This is a genomic window from [Actinomadura] parvosata subsp. kistnae, from assembly GCF_900323885.1.
GTDB classification, from domain to species: Bacteria; Actinomycetota; Actinomycetes; order Streptosporangiales; family Streptosporangiaceae; genus Nonomuraea; species Nonomuraea composti.
In genome coordinates this window covers 33,453-48,450 of record NZ_OOHJ01000034.1, presented here as the reverse complement: position 1 = coordinate 48,450, position 14,998 = coordinate 33,453, and the positions used below count along the sequence as shown (strand labels likewise).

The following is a 14,998-nucleotide window of genomic DNA, read 5'->3' as shown; positions in this document are numbered from 1 at the left end:
TGTCGAGGGCGCGGATGTGCGCTTCGACGACGAAGTCCGGTGTCCAGCAGGAGTCGCTGCCGTACAGCAGCCGTCCGGAGCCGAACGCGGCGGCCAGGGCGGGAGCCTGGAGGGGGAAGGGGGTGCCCGCCAGGTCGTACCAGAGGCCGCTCAGTTGCTCCCGGACGCCGTCCGACCAGCCGCCGGGAGGTTCGGGGAGCAGGAAACGGAACAGGTCCAGCCGGTCGGTGAGCGGGGGCAGGACGCCTCCGCAGTGGGTGAAGATCCAGGAGATGCGCCGGTGGCGGGTGAGCGCTCCGGACAGCACCAGGTCGGAGGCGGCCCGCGCGGAGTCGAAGAGGAATTCGAGCATGGGGCGCGGCCTGCCGAGCGCCACCGCGTCGGCGTGCGGCGGTGAGGTCGGGTGGACGAACACCAGGGCGCTTCGCCGGTCCAGCTCCTCCCACAGCGGCTCGAAGCGCGGGTCTCCCGGATAGACGCCGCGGTGGTTGGACTGGATCGCGACCCCGTTGGCCTGGAGGACGTCCAGGGCGTGGGCGGCCTCGGCAAGGGCCCCCTCGATGTCGGGAAGGGGCAGCGCGGCCAGGTGGCCGTACCGTCCCCGGTGCCGGGCGCGCGTCTCGGCGGCGAACTCGTTGACCCGCCGGCTCAGCGAGCGGGCGGCCGAGTCGTCCCCGAAGTGCGTGCCCGGGGACGAAATCGACAGCAGCGCCGTGCCGATCCCGTTCCGGTCCATGAGGGCCACCTGCCGGTCGGCGTCCCATTCGGGCCATGCGGGCATGCCGTCAGGGCGTTCGTGGCCGGCGGCGCACGCTTCGTTCACGTAGAAGTCCGTGACGAAGTGCGCATGGACGTCGATCAGCGGGACAGGGTCGCCGGTACGGCCGGAATGCATCTTGTCCTCTCGAGCGGTACGGGTTGGTCATCACAGGACGATGAGGAGGCCGTCGGAGCCCACGGTGAGTTCGCCCTTGTAGTGGTCGGCCATGCCCTCGGTGAACAGGCGGCGCGCTATGAAGCCGTCCGCGTAGGGCGTGAGGTGGGTCAGGACGAGGTGCTTGACGCCCGCCTGCTGCGCCTGTTTGGCCAGGGCGATGGTGTCGGCGTGGTACGGGATGGTGCGTTCGGCCACCTGGGCGTCGTGGGTGCGGCCGAGCTTGCGCATGATCGGGATGGCCCGGCGGATGAGGTGGGTGGCGTAGGCCTCGTGGACGACGAGGTCGGCGTTCTGCATGGCGGGCAGGTTGACGGGGCTGACCTCGGTGTCGCCGCTGACGAAGACCTTCTTGCCGCGGTAGGTGATCACGTAGCCGAGGGCGGGGGCGACGGGTTCGTGGGCGACGAGACGGGCGTCGATGGTGACGCCGCCCTCGTCGTACACGCGGACGGAGCGGGCGCCGGCGGGAAAGTCGATCTCGTGGGGGACGGCGTCGGCCGCCGGGCCGGTGGCGTTCAGGTGGGGCATGTTGTCCTTGCGGTATCCGTGGTCGAGCGCGTACGCCGCGTTCAGGCCGCCGACCACCTTGTCGAGGCCGACCGGGCCCCAGACGTCGAGCGGCTCCGTACGCCCCCAGATCCAGATCGCGTTGACGAGGGAGGCGAGTCCGTTGAAGTGATCGGAGTGGAAGTGGGTGAGGAAGATCCGATCCAGTGCGCCGATGGGGACGTCGGACTCGGCGAGCGACTTGGTGGTGCCCTCGCCGGCGTCGAACAGGAACATCTTGCCGCCCGCGGCGACGAGGGTGCAGGCCTGGGCGCGGGCGGCGCTGATCTCCGGCGAGCCGGTGCCGCACAGCAGGACGCGGATGTGCTCGGTGTCCTTGACGTAGGCGTAGTCGGTGTCGTCCTCCAGGCGGTCGTTGATGACGGCCTCGACGATGCGGTCGCCGCCGAAGTAGACCGCGGCCGCCCCGGCGATCGGCACGATGAGCAGCATCGCCAGGACGATTCGCACTTTTGTCAGCTTCACGGGTTTCTCCTCTTGGGGGGTGCGTTGGCTGCCGTCACTGGGACGAGGAAGCGAGGAGGGTCAGCCAGCCGGGCGGCGCGGGCCCGGCGGATGGGAGGACGGTGAGGACGGTCCGGTCGGGCCGGACGACGACCGCGGAGCCGCCCGTCCGCTTCAGCCAGCCGCCGAGCACGTCCTCCCGTCCGGTCCGCGGCGCGCCGTCCGGGGGCACGATCTCGGTGCCGCCGGAACCGACGCGGACGATCGTCGCGCGCAGGGCGGCGGCCAGGCGCGCGGTCTCCGGGCTTTCCGGGCGGGCGGTGACGACGGCGAAGCCTGGGCCGATGAGGTCGTCGAGCCGGTGCCGGGCTCCGTCCACGGTGACGAAGGGCTGGGGCACGAGCGTGCCCGCCGACCGGGACCCCGCTATGAGCGGGCCCGGTCGGAGCCGGGGGGAGACACCGCGCAACACCAACGGCGTCAGGGCGGGCAGCCGGAGCATCGCGGCCAGGGCGGCGCGGCGCAGGGGCGCCGTACGGCCCTGGCCGCCGGTCATCGCCCACCCTGTCGACACCGCCATCCGGATGATCCGGGTGACGTGCGGTTTCCTTTCACTCTCATAGGTGTCCAGGAGCTCGTCGCCGCGGAGCGGGTCGGCGCCCGCCGCGGCGAGCTTCCAGCTGAGGTTGGCGGCGTCGCGCAGCCCGGCGCACATGCCCTGCCCGATGAACGGCGGGGTGAGGTGGGCGGCGTCTCCGAGCAGGAAGAGCCGCCCGCGTCTCCACCGGTCGGCGACGCGGGCCCTGAACGTGTAGGGCGCGGCCCGGATCAGCGCGATCTCCGAGACGGGGACGTCCACGGTCCAGGGAGCGAGGAGCCGGGCGAGCGTCTGGGGCGCGGTGAGTCCCTCGGCGGTCTCGCCGGGGTGCATCCGGAACTCCCAGCGGTAGCGGTCCGGACCGATCCGCATGAAGGTGGCGGCCCGGCGGGGGTCGCAGATCTGGTCGACGCCGTCCCACGCGTCGAGTGGCCGCGCGCAGCGCCCGTCCACCACGAGCCAGTGCTCGGTGAACCGCAGGTCGCGCATCCGCGTGCCGATGGCCTCCCGGACCAGGCTGTTGGCCCCGTCGCAGCCGAGCACGGTCCGCGCCGCGACGGTCTCGACGGTCCCGGTGGCCAGGTCGCGCAGCACCACCCTGGCCGGCCGGGCGGCGTCCCCGGGGTCGATGCGCTCGGCCTCGACGCCGGTGCGCAGCCGGATCCCGGGGTGCTCGCCGAGTTCGGCGCGCAGCAACCGTTCCAGGTCGGGCTGGTCGAACAGGTTGGCCTGCGGCCAGCCGTACGCGCCGGCGAGCTTGTCGCGCCGGAACTCCGCGATGATCCGATGGCGTCCGTCGAGCAGGCGCATGCCGAGCGCCGGCCTGCTGACCGCGGTGAACTTCTCGGCCACGCCGGCCTTCTGCAGGATCCGCAGCGCCTCGTCGTCCAGGTGGACGGCCCGGGGCAGCGGGTAGACGTCGGGGTGGCGCTCGACGACGAGGCTGCGTACGCCGTGCCGGGCCAGCAGGATCGCGGCCGTCAGCCCGGTCGGTCCGGCCCCGAGGATCAGCACGGGTTGCGGGGCCTCGGCGGTCACGCGGTGACCTCGTACGTGAAGGCGTACCTGTCGAGGTCGGCGGCCAGCGCGCCCAGGTCTCCTGCGCCGCTCAGCCGGACCGAGGCATGCGGCCGCCCGTCGCGCGTACCGACCTCGACGTGCCCGGCGAGGCCCGCCGCGTCGAGCGCGGCGCTGACCAGGCGGCGTACGGTGTCCTCGACGAGCGCGGGCTTGAAGACCTTGCCGATGAGCGTCGTCGGCAGGCTCTCCACGAGGTGCACCGCCTTCGGGGCCGCGGCGGGCTCGGGGGCGTGGTCGCGGGCCCAGGTCAGCAGCTCCGCCTCGTCCGTACGGGCTTCCGAGGTGAGGACGAGGTAGGCGACGGGCACCTCTCCCGCGTGCGGATCGGGCGCGCCGACGACGGCTGCGGCGGCGACGTCGGGATGGCCGAGCAGGGCCTCCTCGATGGGCCGCGGATCGAGGTTGTGGCCGCCGCGGATGATCAGGTCCTTGGCGCGGCCGGTGAGGTAGACGTAGCCGTCGGCGTCGACCTTCCCGAGGTCGCCGGTCATGAGCCACCCGTCGAAGATCTTCCCGGCCGGGTCGGGCGCGGGCCCGCCGGGCCCTGGCCGCAGGTAGCCGGGGAAGACGCTGGGCCCCTTGATCGCCAGGACGCCGGCCTGTCCTGGCGGGCAGTCCGCCAGAGGGCGGTCGGAGGCGTCGACGGTGACGGCCTTGACCTGCTGGTAGGGCAGCCGGAGCCCCACCGAGCCCGTACGCGGCGCGAACGCGGGCGTGGCGGCGCTCGCGCAGGTGGCCTCCGTCAGTCCGTAGCCCTCCAGCATCGGCACCTTGGTGGCCTCTTCGAACGCGCGCCGCACCTTCCGGGGCAGCGGGGCCGCGCCGACGGCTCCGGCGCGCAGGCTGGACAGATCGGCGTCGCCGGGCACCTCGGGAAGCCCGGCGTACAGGGTCGGCACGCCGGAGAAGCTCGTCACCTTGTAGTGCTCGATGATGCGCCAGAAGTCGGCCATGAGCGTCTTGTCCCGGTAGCCGAGCGGTCCGAGGCTGACGACCGGCGTCCCGTGCAGGAACGGACCGAGCCCGGTGACGTGGACGGCGTTGACATGGAACAGGGGCAGGCCGGACAGCACGACGGAACCGTCGAGATAGGCGCCGGAACAGCCCAGCGCCCAGGCCATGTACACCTCCATGGCGTGGGTGTGCGGGGCCACCTTGGGCAGCCCGGTGGTCCCGCCGGTGTGGAAGTAGGCGGCCAGGTCCCCCGGCCGGGGCCGGCGACCGGTGCGCAGCCCGCCGGACGGCTGCCGCGCGGCCACCGCGTCGAAGTCCACCGCGTCGAAGGCCGTCCCCTCGCCGTCCGGAGGAGAACCGACGGCCGCCAGGACGATCGGCCCGGGCAGCCGGGCGGCCACGCGCCGCGCCTTGGCCCACGACTCCGGCGCCACGCCAGGGCCGGGGGCCAGCAGTAGGCGCGCGCCGGTGAGGCCCAGGATCTCGGCCAGGTGGTCATCGGCGAGCATCGGGTTGACGGGATTGGCGATCCCCACGGCCTGGGCGCCGAGCAGGGCCGCGTAGGCGGCGCCGGAGTTGGGCACCATCGACGCGACGACGCCGCCTTCGGGAACGCCGAGCTCGAGGAACGCGTTCGCGGTCCGGTGCACGTGTTCCAGCAGCGTGCCGTACGTCCAGCAGGCCGCCTGCCGCCAGGGCAGGCCGCCCTCTCCGAGCAGGTACAGGGCGGGGCGGCCGGGATGCGCGTCCGCGGTGCGGCGCAGGAGCTCGTACGTGCTGGCGGGCAAATCCCGTTCGTCCAGAGGGACGGCCTCGACGGCGGGCAGGTCCTCAGGGCCCAGGACGAGCGGACGGTCGCCCTGGGTGTGCGGGGCAGCGGTCATCGCAATCTCCTCAGAGACGGGGACGGGACGAACGGGGTCAGGGGCGCATCGCCCTGGCGAGGCCGAGCAGCCGCGTCAGGTCGATCTCGTTGTCCGCGCGCAGGGCCGCGATCGCGTCGCGCAACAGGGCCGGGGACGGGCTGCTGCCGAGGAAGTCGGCGGTGGCGGGCGGCCCCCACTGGGCGAGCCCGGAGGCCGACATCTCGGCCCAGCCCGGCTCGACGGAGGCGTCGAAGCGGTCCCCGTCGGTGAAGTGCTCCAGCAGCAGCCGGTCGGGGTCACGCCAGTAGTCGAAGATCTGGCTTCCCTGGATGTGCCGGCCGATCCCCCACGAGCGCCGGTAGCCGCGCTCCTTCAGGTATTCGCCTCCGGCGGCCAGGGCGTCGAGGTCGGCGACCTGGTAGGCGGAGTGCACGTAGCCGGTGCTCGGGCCGAGGTGCATCGCGAGGGTGTGGTGGTCGGCCGGTTCGCTGCCCCGGTCGCAGCGGATGAACGCCATGGTCGGGCCCCGGTCGCGCTGGCCGTCCAGGTAGAGGAAGTCGCTGACGATCAGACCGAGGTGCTTGAGGAACCAGTCGAGGTCGCGCAGGAAGACCGTGGTGGACAGCACCACGTGGCCCAGCCGCTCGACCCGCGCGGGCTCCCGCGGGGGACGCTGGGTGGCGTTGACGCGGCCGGCGCGCGCGCCGCTGTTCCACGTCAGCGGCGGCTGCAGGGCGAGGCCGGCGTGCTCGGGTGCGCCGTACACGACCCGGACCTCGAGGCCCGAGGGCGTGCGCGCGCTGACGTACCGGCCGCCGCCGTCCAGCTCGGCGACCTCGCCACCGGTCGCCTCGGCCAGCCGCCGCAGGTCCCCGGCGGCGGCGGCCTGGAAGACCGGCCCGGTGAACCGGGACGCGGTGTCCCTGCGGACGACGAGACAGTCGGTGCCGGGCAGCGCCCCGCGCAGCCGCAGCAGGTCGGGCGTCCGCTCGACGGTGGTGAACCCGAAGTCCCGGGCGAAGGTCTCCGTCCGGTCCAGGTCCGGCTTGCCGAACTCCAGCCAGGCGAGGTCGACGACCTTGATGACGGGATCGGCGGCCCGTCCCGGATGCTCGCCCTTCAGCGCGCCCCGCTCGCTGTGCAGGCCCTGGTGCGGATCGGTGTGCATGGTCACTCTCCCTTCAGACGGACCCGACGGGGGTACGCTGCTCGCCGAGGTCGAGCGCGCCGTCGTCGGTCCGGATGCGCAGGGTCATGACGTCGCCGTCCTGGAGGTAGGCGGGATTGGCGCCCTGCCGCCGGAAGAACAGCTTCCACTTGACGTGCGCGGGCAGCAGGGAGCCGATCTTCTCCGCCAGCGGGCCGGGCGAGCGCAGCGCGGTGCCGCCCGGGGTGCCGGTGAGCAGCACGTCACCGGGCTCCAGCGGCTGGAAGCGCGACAGCAGCGTCAGCGCTCTCGCCGGCGTGACGATCATGTCGGCCGCCGTACTGTCCTGCCGGACCCGGCCGTTGACCGCGCAGGTCAGCCGGAGGTCGGCCAGCCGGGCGAGGTCCGCGGCGCCGGTGAGGAGCAGCCGGGGCCCGAGCGGGGTGAAGGTCGGGTACGACTTGCTCTCGTAGAACTGGGTCTTGGGCAGTTGCAGATCCCGCGCGCTGACGTCGTTGGCGATGACGAGGCCGGCGACGAACTCGGCGAGGTTGTGCTCGCTCACCTTGGTCCCGACCGGAATCGGGGCGCCGATCACGAGCCCGAGCTCGACCTCGTGGTCCAGCAGCCGTACGCCGTCCGGGCGCAGGACGGTCGCGTACGGACCGGTGATCGAGCCGGAGGCCTTGCGGAAGAACGCGGGCGGCACCCGGCCGGGGTCGAAGCCCGAGTCGGCGGCGTGCGACCGGTAGTTGACCATCTGCGCCACCACCCGGCAGGGGGCCGTCACCGGGGACAGCAGCTCGGCCTCCCCCACCGGCTCGGCGGGGCCGCCGCCGCGCGCCGCGGACGCGATCGCGGCGCGGTCGGCGAGCAGCTCGGCGGTGGTCGTGGCGGTGGTCCGGATGGGGACCAGTCCGGCGGGCGTCTCGATCCGCCAACCGGCTCTGGTTCTCACGATGGGCACGGTCATGGGCGTTCCTTGCGAAAACGGGCCGGTTCGTACGGCCGGTGCTTGGGACGGAAGCATCCGGCCTGACCTCATATGACGTCAACACTCATCAGGACTGATGAAATCATCACAAGTGATACGATGAGGCAGTGAGCAGTTCAGAAGAGGCCGCGCGGCCGATCAACCGCCTGGACCGGCGCAAAGCCCGCACCCGGGCCGCGTTGATCGCCGCCGCCCAGCGACTGCTGGCCGAGCAGCGCGGCACCGAGGCGAGCATCCAGCAGATCACCGACTCCGCGGACGTCGGTTTCGGCTCGTTCTACAACCACTTCACGAGCAAGGCCGAGTTGTTCGACGCCGCCATCTCCCAGGCCCTTTCCGACCACGCCGACGTGCTGCGGCAGGCCACCGCCCACCTGGACGACCCCGCCGAGATCTTCGCCGCCTCCGTCCGGCTGACTGCCCGCCTCGGCGACACCCATCCCCAGCTCGCCAGGATCCTCCTGCACACCGGCCTGCCCTACCTCACCGCCGGCCAGGGCATGCCCTGCACGCGCTGCGCGACCTGCAGGCCGCCCACGCCGCGGGCCGGCTGGACATCGGTGACCCCGAGCTCGCCGTGGCCTGCGTCGGCGGCGCCCTCCTGGGCGCCCTCCAGCTCCTTCACGCCCGCCCCGGCCTCGACACCGGCGCAGCGATCGAACAGGTCACGGTCAACCTGCTCCGCATGTTCGGCCTGGACGCCTCCGAAGCCCACCGCCTCGCCACCCGCCCCTCCCCGACCTCCCCTGACGCCCGCCAGGCGGCCTACGATCCGTCCTGTGTCCCCTTCACCGATCTCAGCACCGCAGTCCCTGCACGGGTTCACCGACCGGGTGTGGACCCCTGAGGAGTGGGTGCGGATCCGACAAGGACATGTCTCTCGTGACATGGATGACAAGTGGGACCTGTTCGTTGAGGGCGGCACACTGTTCGCGCATCGCACTTGGACCGGCTTCGGGGTGTACTCGGCGACGTTCGTCGAGGTCGAGGGCGGTCTGCGCGTATCAGAGGTCTGGGTGGAATCCGACCCGGAGCGTTACCGACGCCCGTCGGATGCCCATGACCTCGCCCTACTCGAAATCCTGATCCGGGGAACGCTGCTGGGCGAGGAACCAGATCCTGAACTGATGGAACGGTGGCGTGTCGCACTGCCCAAGACCCCGCAGCACGCCGGCGGCGCGGTGCGTGGCCTCCTGGGTAGAGCGGCCAGCGCTCCGGCTGACTGATGATCTTGGTGGTGCCGCGTGCCCGATGGTGTCGCGCCACGGGCAGGAAGAGGTCGTCGACGATCGACCGGATGCGTTCGGCCCGCAGAGGCTCGGGGTTCATGAGCAGGTCATGGCGTAGCAGGTCGAACGGCATGTCGAGCACCGCGGTGGGGATGTGCTCAAGGTCGATCTCGCCGCGGTCGTGAGCACGCTGATAGATGATTTGGACACGCGGTAGCCGCTGCTCCTCCATGAGCTTCTCGTGAGCCTGCATGGCCGTAAGACCGGTATCGGCGAGAAGTCCCGAGAAGGCGGCGGCCGCGGCGACGGCGATGAAGCCGGCCATGGCCTCACTCAGGGCGGTCAGCTGAGCGAGCAGGTCGCCGCGCAGGGCTCCGGTGTCGGGGACCGCGACCGGGTTGGCGTTCCGGTGGATGGGCACTTTGGTTGTGGTGGTCGTTGACAGGCATCAGCTGGATCGCGCGCCCGCATTAGCCGTCCGATTTTGGCCGCTTCGACGCCGCTGAGGTCCCTTCACGGGCGCAGGAGTTTGCGGGCGGCCTCGCGCAGGCTTGGTCGTCCGCGGGCGTCGTCGAGGAGGCGGGCGGCGGCCGTGAGGAGGTGTTCGGCGCGGGTTGAGACCGCCTCGCCCTGGCGGGGGAGCACGTCTCGGAGGAGGACCGTGTGCGCCTCGTCCCAGTCGCGGGCGTGTGCCAGTGCCCACAGCAGGCTTGCCTGGGAGACGGACGCTCCCCGGCCCAGCCCGGCGGCGGCGTCGGCGGCGGCTGCGACGGCGAAGTGTTCGGCGGCTGGTCCCCACCGGCCGGTGTCGGCGTAGATCATGGCGTGGTGCCAGGAGATCTCGCCCTCGGTCAGCCACCACGCCCACGCTGGGTCGGCAGCGCTGGGGCCGTCCAGGAAGCGGCTGCGGGTCTGGCCGATCAGGTCCGCCGCGCGGAGGTGTTCGCCCATCTGCGCGGCGGCCCGCGCGGACCGCAGGGTGAACAGGGTGCGCACGCTGCCTTGTGCGCCGCCCTCGTTCAGGGCGGTGTCGCAGATCTGCGCGGCCTCGGCCGGCTGGTGGAGATGGATGTCTTGCATGGCGAGCTGGCCGAGCACGAAGAACTCCATGGAGCGGTCGCCCGCCATGCGGGCGGTCAGGAGCGCTTCCAGGCTCATCCGGCGCGACAGATCCTGGCGTTCGGCGTCGAAGGCCACCCAGCCGGCGATCTGCTGGGCTTCGGCCGCCGCCGCGAGCACGTCCCGTTCGGCGGGGAAGCGGGTGAAGGCGGTGCGGTGGGCGTGCGCGGCGGCCCGGACGACGGTGTCGACCATGTCACGGGCGCCGAAGCGGATATCGAGCGCGACGATGTGAGCGCTGGCGGCGCGCACCTGCGCGGCCACATGGCAGGCCGCCCCGGAGGCGGGCAGGTGCTCTGCCGGCGGCGGGTCGGCCGCGTCGATGTTCACGCCGAGGATGCGGGCCAGCAGGAGGCGGTAGCGCTCACGCGGCCGGTAGATGCCATGCTCCCAGTCGCGGATCATCCGCACCAGGCTCTCGGTGCTGGCTGAGGCGTCCTGCCCGCAGGCGTGGCGCAGTTCCCGGGCCAGCCGGGGCCGGTCCCAGTCGCATTCGCGGCGCGCATCGCGCAGGCGCCGGGCCCAGTCGGGCAGGGACGCCGGTTCGGGGGCCATGCCTGGGATTGTCACCGCCTTGCCCAGGCGCCAACCAGGTTCGTCTCCGGTGGTCTCCGGGTTCCTCCGTGTTCCTCATCCTGACGCTGCGCTACGGAGCGCTCACTGTGAAGAGTGCGGGCCGCCACCGGTTGAGCGGCCCGGGAAACCTCGCCTCACCCCTGCTTCGGGGGTGTGGAAGGGAGCGCGACATGTCCACCGCAACCGGCGCCCTGGCCGATCAGGTCGCCTGTGCCGACACTCTGGATCCGGCCCTGCTGGAACGGGTCCGTCACGAGGTGCTGACCATCCCCGGCGACTGGGTACGCGGCTACAGCCGCTTCCAGTCCGGTGGGTGGGGCACGCTGTCCCTGCTCAACGACACCGGCGACGCCCGCGACGTCACCATCGGCGACGCCGAACCCGTGGCCACGGACCTGCTGGCCCGGATGCCGACCACCCAAGCGCTGCTGGCCGGACTGGGGCTGCGCTACATGTGGGCGCGGCTGGCCCTGCTGGAGGCCGGCTCCTACCTGTGGGAGCACCGCGACTACCAGGAGGCCGAGCTCGCCGAGACCGAGCGGCACCGCGTGCACATCCCGATCGTCACCGCCGGTTCGGCGGTCCTGATCCTGGACGGCAACGCCGTCCACCTGCAAGCAGGCCGGATCTGGCGGCTGACGCCGACGTTCGTGCACGGCGCGTGCAACGCCTACGGGCCCGCGCGCATCCACCTCATCCTGGACTGCTACGCCGATCCCGCGCTGCAGGCGCTGCGCGGCGGCGAGCACCTGCCCGAGGCGTGCGTGCGCGAGCTGCCCGCGGCCGGTGAGGAGCTGCTGGCCGAGCACGCGGCCACCGCCCGCCGCCTGGCCCGGCTCGGCTACACCGAGGCAGCCGAGGAGCACCTGCTGCGCCTATTCTTCCGACACCGGCTACCCGAAGGAACCGCCTACGACATGGTGATCGCCCTGCACCAAGAGCGCCGCGACGCCGCCGCGGTGGAGTCCTGGCGCGAGCACAAGACGATCGTGCTCGGGCCGCACAGCCTGGCCGACGAAGCGCGGCCGGAGGTGACCCGGTGAACGCCACCGACACCGCGCTGGAAGCGCTGGCCGCCGCCAACCGGCCCGAACAGTTCACCATCATGGAGCAGACCATGCGGCTGCTCACCGCCAGCCCGGCCGTCACGCACCTGGCGGTGCGCGGCTCCTTCGCCGCCGGCACCTCCGACCGGCTCAGCGACGTGGACCTGGTCGTCGGCGTGCGCGAACCGGAATACGCGATGTTCACCGCAGCCCACGACGCCCTCATCGCCGCGCGGCTCGGCCAGCTGCTGCCCGCCTGGCCCGACACCATCGTCCCGGACCTGGGCGGGCTCGGGTTCGTCCACCTGCTCGTGCACCGTCACATGCTCTACCAGCTCGACCTGTATCTCGCCCCGGCGGGCCGGGTCGAGCGCATCGTGGCCGCCACCCGGGGACGGCTCATGTACACCGCCCCTGACCACACCGGAGCACCCGAAGGCCATCCGCAGGTGGAGACGTTCATCGCCGCCGCCCGCCAGAGTCCGCCCACCTGCACCGAGCTGCTGGTCGAGGTGCTGGTGCTGACCTGGCTGATCCGTAAGCGCATCGTGCGCGGCCAGCAGTTCATGGCCTACAAGGAGGCCCACCAGCTCACCACCGCGACCCGCGCGCTGGCCCGCACCGCGCTGTCCCCGCACACCGCCTACCTGGGCTGGTACCACCTGGAAACCGACCTGGGCGCCACCCCCATCGGCCGTGCCTGCCTGGCCGATCTGGCCGAGCTGGCCGCCGAGCCCGCGCTGCCGACTCTGCAGTCCCTGGAGCGCATGCTCGCCACCGTGCTCACCCTGGCGCGACGGGCCGCTCCTGAGGCGGTCGAACAGCTCGCGACGGCGATCGACGCCTATCGCCACTACCTCGACCTGCGATAGGAGACACACGGAGGAACCAGGAGAGTCAGTGCCCGGCGGCGCGCGGCCGGCGCCGGGCACGCTACTGTGGTTGCTGTGACCCAGGGCCTACGGCGAGCTATCAGCGCCGGGCGGGAGTAACAAGCAGGACCAGCGTGTCCTCTCCCGCGCCGGCGCGTCGTGCTGTCCCTACGCTCCTGCTCGCCGTTTTCGAGGTCACCCGCTCATGTCACCGTCATCCGATTCGCCGTCCCCGCCGCCGCTCGGCCGCACCGCGATCCGTCCCGCCTGGGACACCCTGCCCGGACCCGTCCGTCAGGCGATCGCCGAGCAGTTGCCCGCGCCGGTCACCGCCGTCGTCAACCAGGGCGGCGGGTTCACCCCCGGCATCGCCGCCCAGCTCCGCCTGGCCGACGGCACCGCCGTGTTCGTCAAGGCCGTTCCCACCACGCACCCGCTGGTCGGTACCTACCGGCACGAAGGACACATCGCCGCCCGCCTGCCGCTGGCCACCCCGGCACCGCGCCTGCGCTGGACCGGTACGACCGGCGGATGGGTGGTACTGGTCTTCGACAACGTCGAGGGCCGCCACCCCGACCTGGCGCCCGGCTCCGCCGACATCAGCGGGGTCGTGAACGCTGTCGCCGCGATGAGCCAGACCCTGACCCCGTGCCCGATCCTGGACGTGGAGCCCTCCTCCACCGCCCGGGGCGACTGGCTGCACGGCTGGGACCTCCTGGTCCACGACATGCCCCATGATCTCGGCGGATGGGAGCGCCGGCATCTGAACGAGCTGGTCAAGGCGGAGACCGTCTGGAAGGCGCACGCCGACGGCCCGGCGCTGGTGCACGGCGACATCCGGCCCGACAACCTGCTCGTCACCACCGGCACCAGGACCGGCACCGACGCCGGGGCCCCCGTTGACGGCATCGCCGTGGTGGACTGGGCTCGTGCCTCTCGGGGAGCGTTCTGGCAGGACGTGGCCGATCTCGTCCCGCACCTGATCATGGCCGGGCACACCCCAGCCGCCGCAGAAGCCTGCCTGGCGGCGGTGCCCGCGTGGCAGCAGACCGACGCGGGCGTGCTCACCAGCTACGCGATCGCCTACGCCGGCTACTGGGCCTGGGCGAGCCGCCAACCGGCCCCGCCGGGCGTGCCGCACCTGCGCACCTACCAGCGTCACGCCGCCACGGCCGCGATCGCCTGGATCCGCCATCGCGCCGACGGGATCTCACCCATCCCTTAGCACTCTCCCGTTCGAAGTTCATTTCTTCTGAAGGTGCTTCAGTTTGAACTGTCGTGTCCGTTGCAGATGAAGCTGTCGGTGTCCGCGTGTTGTTGTCGGTGCTCGTATCGGTGCTCGTGTCGGTGTTCAGCTTGAGTTGTCGAATTCCGCCTTCGGCTACCGGTTCCCGCCGCCCTTATGGCGGCTTCACGATGGGTGGTCGATCATGGGGCGATGGCGGGAAGTAGGTTGCTCAGGCTCACCCCAGTCTTCGGAGCCGCTGTCGTCGGCATCTACCTAATCGGCTACGGGCAGATGCGGTTCGTCACTGTTCCGACCGTGTTCCTCCCGGGCGAGGACGACACCGAGTTCCTGAACATCGTCACGGAGGTCGTGGCAGGACCTATCGCGTTCGCCTGCGTGTTCTTCACGCTATCGGCGCTCGCCTTCTGGCGCCTGGCCGCGGCTCGGCCCACTGCCCGCGTGCTGCTCGTGGCGGGCCTGCTGACGCCGCCCTACCTGCTCGGCCTGTATCTCGTGGGCGACGCCAATCCGGCGCACCGCCTGATGTGGCTCGAACCCGATGCCTACACAGGCCGTGAGGTCGGCCCCGAGGAGTTCGTCCTCGGCTGGAGCCCTCCCACACTCACCGCGGTCCTGGCAGCGGCGGCGATCGCACAGATCTGGGGCGTGCTGCGGCTGGCCCGCGGTCTGGGGGTCACTCCCTCGCCGCACGTGGCCCGCCTGCTGTTCCTGCAGCCGGTCTGGTATGCCGCCTACCTCGCGGTGTGCTCGTTCGATATCTGGTTCACCTCGGTCACGGCACGTCCCGCGAGTCCGGACGAAGTGGCCTGGGGCGGCATGCCGGAGGGCCTGGTACGTGACGCGTGGAGCATGCTCCCTGCTGTCGCGATCACCATGGCGGTCATGAGCGCCGCGATTGTTGCCATGGGCGTGGCGGCGCGCCGCGGCAGCGCGCGATTGCGGGTGCTTACGGCTATGGTGACCCCGTTCAACATGCTGGGGCTGACGGTTCTCGCAGCTGCAGGCCCCCTGGGTCCAATCGGGCCGTACCCGGGGGTGGCGGCCGAGATCCGGCCCTTCTGGCACGTCCCCTTGCTCACCGCGCTCGCCGGCGGCGCCATGGTCTCCTACCTGTACGTGATGAGGCGTTCCGCGGCGAGCACGCAGAGCCTCTCGGCCCCGGCAGGCGGATCCAACTAATCCGGGCGTTCGAGTCCATCATTGGCAAAAGCCCTGAACAACGTCACTCGAAACCGTCCAGGCCAGGATGTCGTGCCACAGGTCAGCACGTGTCCCTTCCGCCAACTTCACCTGGAAGGGACATGTCGGGTATTCGTTGGT

The 14,998-nt window shown here is 71.8% G+C and carries 13 protein-coding genes and 2 pseudogenes; 7 read left to right on the top strand and 8 right to left on the bottom strand.

Going from position 1 to position 14,998, the window contains the following annotated elements:
• The 6 genes from KIS93_RS62175 to KIS93_RS62150 form a co-directional block, all read right to left on the bottom strand.
• The coding region (locus KIS93_RS62175) for an amidohydrolase family protein (protein WP_186405186.1) at window positions 1-895 on the bottom strand (895 nt) is incomplete at its 3' end.
• A gap of 30 nt (window positions 896-925) precedes the next feature.
• The gene (locus KIS93_RS62170) at window positions 926-1,969 is read right to left on the bottom strand and encodes an MBL fold metallo-hydrolase (protein WP_155127498.1); all 1,044 of its coding nucleotides are present in this window, start codon (window positions 1,967-1,969) and stop codon (window positions 926-928) included.
• 34 nt (window positions 1,970-2,003) lie between these two features.
• Window positions 2,004-3,584, bottom strand: a complete 1,581-nt coding sequence (mhpA, locus tag KIS93_RS62165) for a bifunctional 3-(3-hydroxy-phenyl)propionate/3-hydroxycinnamic acid hydroxylase MhpA (RefSeq protein ID WP_080039191.1) — start codon at window positions 3,582-3,584, stop codon at window positions 2,004-2,006.
• Window positions 3,581-5,464 (bottom strand): acyl-CoA synthetase, encoded by a 1,884-nt coding sequence (locus KIS93_RS62160; RefSeq protein WP_080039192.1) that lies wholly within the window; start codon window positions 5,462-5,464, stop codon window positions 3,581-3,583. The genes mhpA and KIS93_RS62160 overlap by 4 nt, the downstream gene beginning before the upstream one ends.
• 37 nt (window positions 5,465-5,501) lie before the next feature.
• Window positions 5,502-6,614 carry a VOC family protein gene (locus KIS93_RS62155; protein WP_080046782.1) on the bottom strand — a complete coding sequence of 371 codons (1,113 nt, stop codon included), beginning with the start codon at window positions 6,612-6,614 and terminating at the stop codon, window positions 5,502-5,504.
• 13 nt (window positions 6,615-6,627) lie between these two features.
• The gene (locus KIS93_RS62150) at window positions 6,628-7,566 is read right to left on the bottom strand and encodes a fumarylacetoacetate hydrolase family protein (RefSeq protein WP_080039193.1); all 939 of its coding nucleotides are present in this window, start codon (window positions 7,564-7,566) and stop codon (window positions 6,628-6,630) included.
• Between the two features lie 128 nt (window positions 7,567-7,694).
• On the opposite strand from KIS93_RS62150, the pseudogene KIS93_RS69500 reads away from it, so the two are divergent.
• Window positions 7,695-8,434: pseudogene (locus KIS93_RS69500) on the top strand (TetR/AcrR family transcriptional regulator).
• Between the two features lie 40 nt (window positions 8,435-8,474).
• Window positions 8,475-8,813, top strand: a complete 339-nt coding sequence (locus KIS93_RS67140; RefSeq protein WP_230466213.1) for a hypothetical protein — start codon at window positions 8,475-8,477, stop codon at window positions 8,811-8,813.
• A gap of 112 nt (window positions 8,814-8,925) precedes the next feature.
• On the opposite strand, the pseudogene KIS93_RS69495 reads toward KIS93_RS67140, so the two are convergent.
• A pseudogene (locus KIS93_RS69495) lies at window positions 8,926-9,153 on the bottom strand (TetR/AcrR family transcriptional regulator C-terminal ligand-binding domain-containing protein); the annotation flags it as partial.
• Here KIS93_RS69495 and KIS93_RS67135 point away from each other — a divergent pair.
• Window positions 9,058-9,258: a hypothetical protein gene (locus KIS93_RS67135; protein ID WP_230466214.1), complete on the top strand. Its 201-nt coding sequence runs from the start codon at window positions 9,058-9,060 to the stop codon at window positions 9,256-9,258. The pseudogene KIS93_RS69495 and the gene KIS93_RS67135 sit on opposite strands and share 96 nt — an antisense overlap.
• Window positions 9,259-9,329: 71 nt before the next feature.
• Here KIS93_RS67135 and KIS93_RS62135 read toward each other — a convergent pair whose 3' ends face one another.
• A complete protein-coding gene (locus KIS93_RS62135) occupies window positions 9,330-10,490 on the bottom strand; it encodes a helix-turn-helix domain-containing protein (RefSeq protein ID WP_230466215.1) in 1,161 nt (386 codons plus the stop codon).
• A 191-nt stretch (window positions 10,491-10,681) separates the two neighbouring features.
• Here KIS93_RS62135 and KIS93_RS62130 point away from each other — a divergent pair, with 191 nt between their 5' ends.
• The 4 genes from KIS93_RS62130 to KIS93_RS62115 all read left to right on the top strand — a co-directional run bounded on the left by KIS93_RS62130 (window position 10,682) and on the right by KIS93_RS62115 (window position 14,857).
• Window positions 10,682-11,554 (top strand): aspartyl/asparaginyl beta-hydroxylase domain-containing protein, encoded by an 873-nt coding sequence (locus KIS93_RS62130; RefSeq protein WP_080039196.1) that lies wholly within the window; start codon window positions 10,682-10,684, stop codon window positions 11,552-11,554.
• Window positions 11,551-12,429 (top strand): hypothetical protein, encoded by an 879-nt coding sequence (locus KIS93_RS62125; protein ID WP_080039197.1) that lies wholly within the window; start codon window positions 11,551-11,553, stop codon window positions 12,427-12,429. The genes KIS93_RS62130 and KIS93_RS62125 overlap by 4 nt, the downstream gene beginning before the upstream one ends.
• Window positions 12,430-12,634: 205 nt before the next feature.
• On the top strand, window positions 12,635-13,654 hold the full coding sequence (locus KIS93_RS62120) for a phosphotransferase (protein ID WP_080039198.1): 1,020 nt from the start codon (window positions 12,635-12,637) through the stop codon (window positions 13,652-13,654).
• Window positions 13,655-13,867: 213 nt separating this feature from the next.
• Window positions 13,868-14,857 carry a hypothetical protein gene (locus KIS93_RS62115; RefSeq protein WP_080039199.1) on the top strand — a complete coding sequence of 330 codons (990 nt, stop codon included), beginning with the start codon at window positions 13,868-13,870 and terminating at the stop codon, window positions 14,855-14,857.
• Window positions 14,858-14,998: the final 141 nt, after the last annotated feature.

Bases quoted from the DNA above. Each gene is read 5' to 3' on its own strand.
- KIS93_RS62120 (WP_080039198.1), top strand. From the start codon at position 12,635: ATGTCACCGTCATCCGATTCGCCGTCCCCGCCGCCGCTCGGCCGCACC.
- KIS93_RS62160 (WP_080039192.1), bottom strand. From the start codon at position 5,464: ATGACCGCTGCCCCGCACACCCAGGGCGACCGTCCGCTCGTCCTGGGC.
- KIS93_RS62135 (WP_230466215.1), bottom strand. From the start codon at position 10,490: ATGGCCCCCGAACCGGCGTCCCTGCCCGACTGGGCCCGGCGCCTGCGC.
- KIS93_RS62150 (WP_080039193.1), bottom strand. From the start codon at position 7,566: ATGACCGTGCCCATCGTGAGAACCAGAGCCGGTTGGCGGATCGAGACG.
- KIS93_RS67140 (WP_230466213.1), top strand. From the start codon at position 8,475: ATGGATGACAAGTGGGACCTGTTCGTTGAGGGCGGCACACTGTTCGCG.
- KIS93_RS62115 (WP_080039199.1), top strand. From the start codon at position 13,868: ATGGCGGGAAGTAGGTTGCTCAGGCTCACCCCAGTCTTCGGAGCCGCT.
- KIS93_RS62130 (WP_080039196.1), top strand. From the start codon at position 10,682: ATGTCCACCGCAACCGGCGCCCTGGCCGATCAGGTCGCCTGTGCCGAC.
- KIS93_RS62155 (WP_080046782.1), bottom strand. From the start codon at position 6,614: ATGCACACCGATCCGCACCAGGGCCTGCACAGCGAGCGGGGCGCGCTG.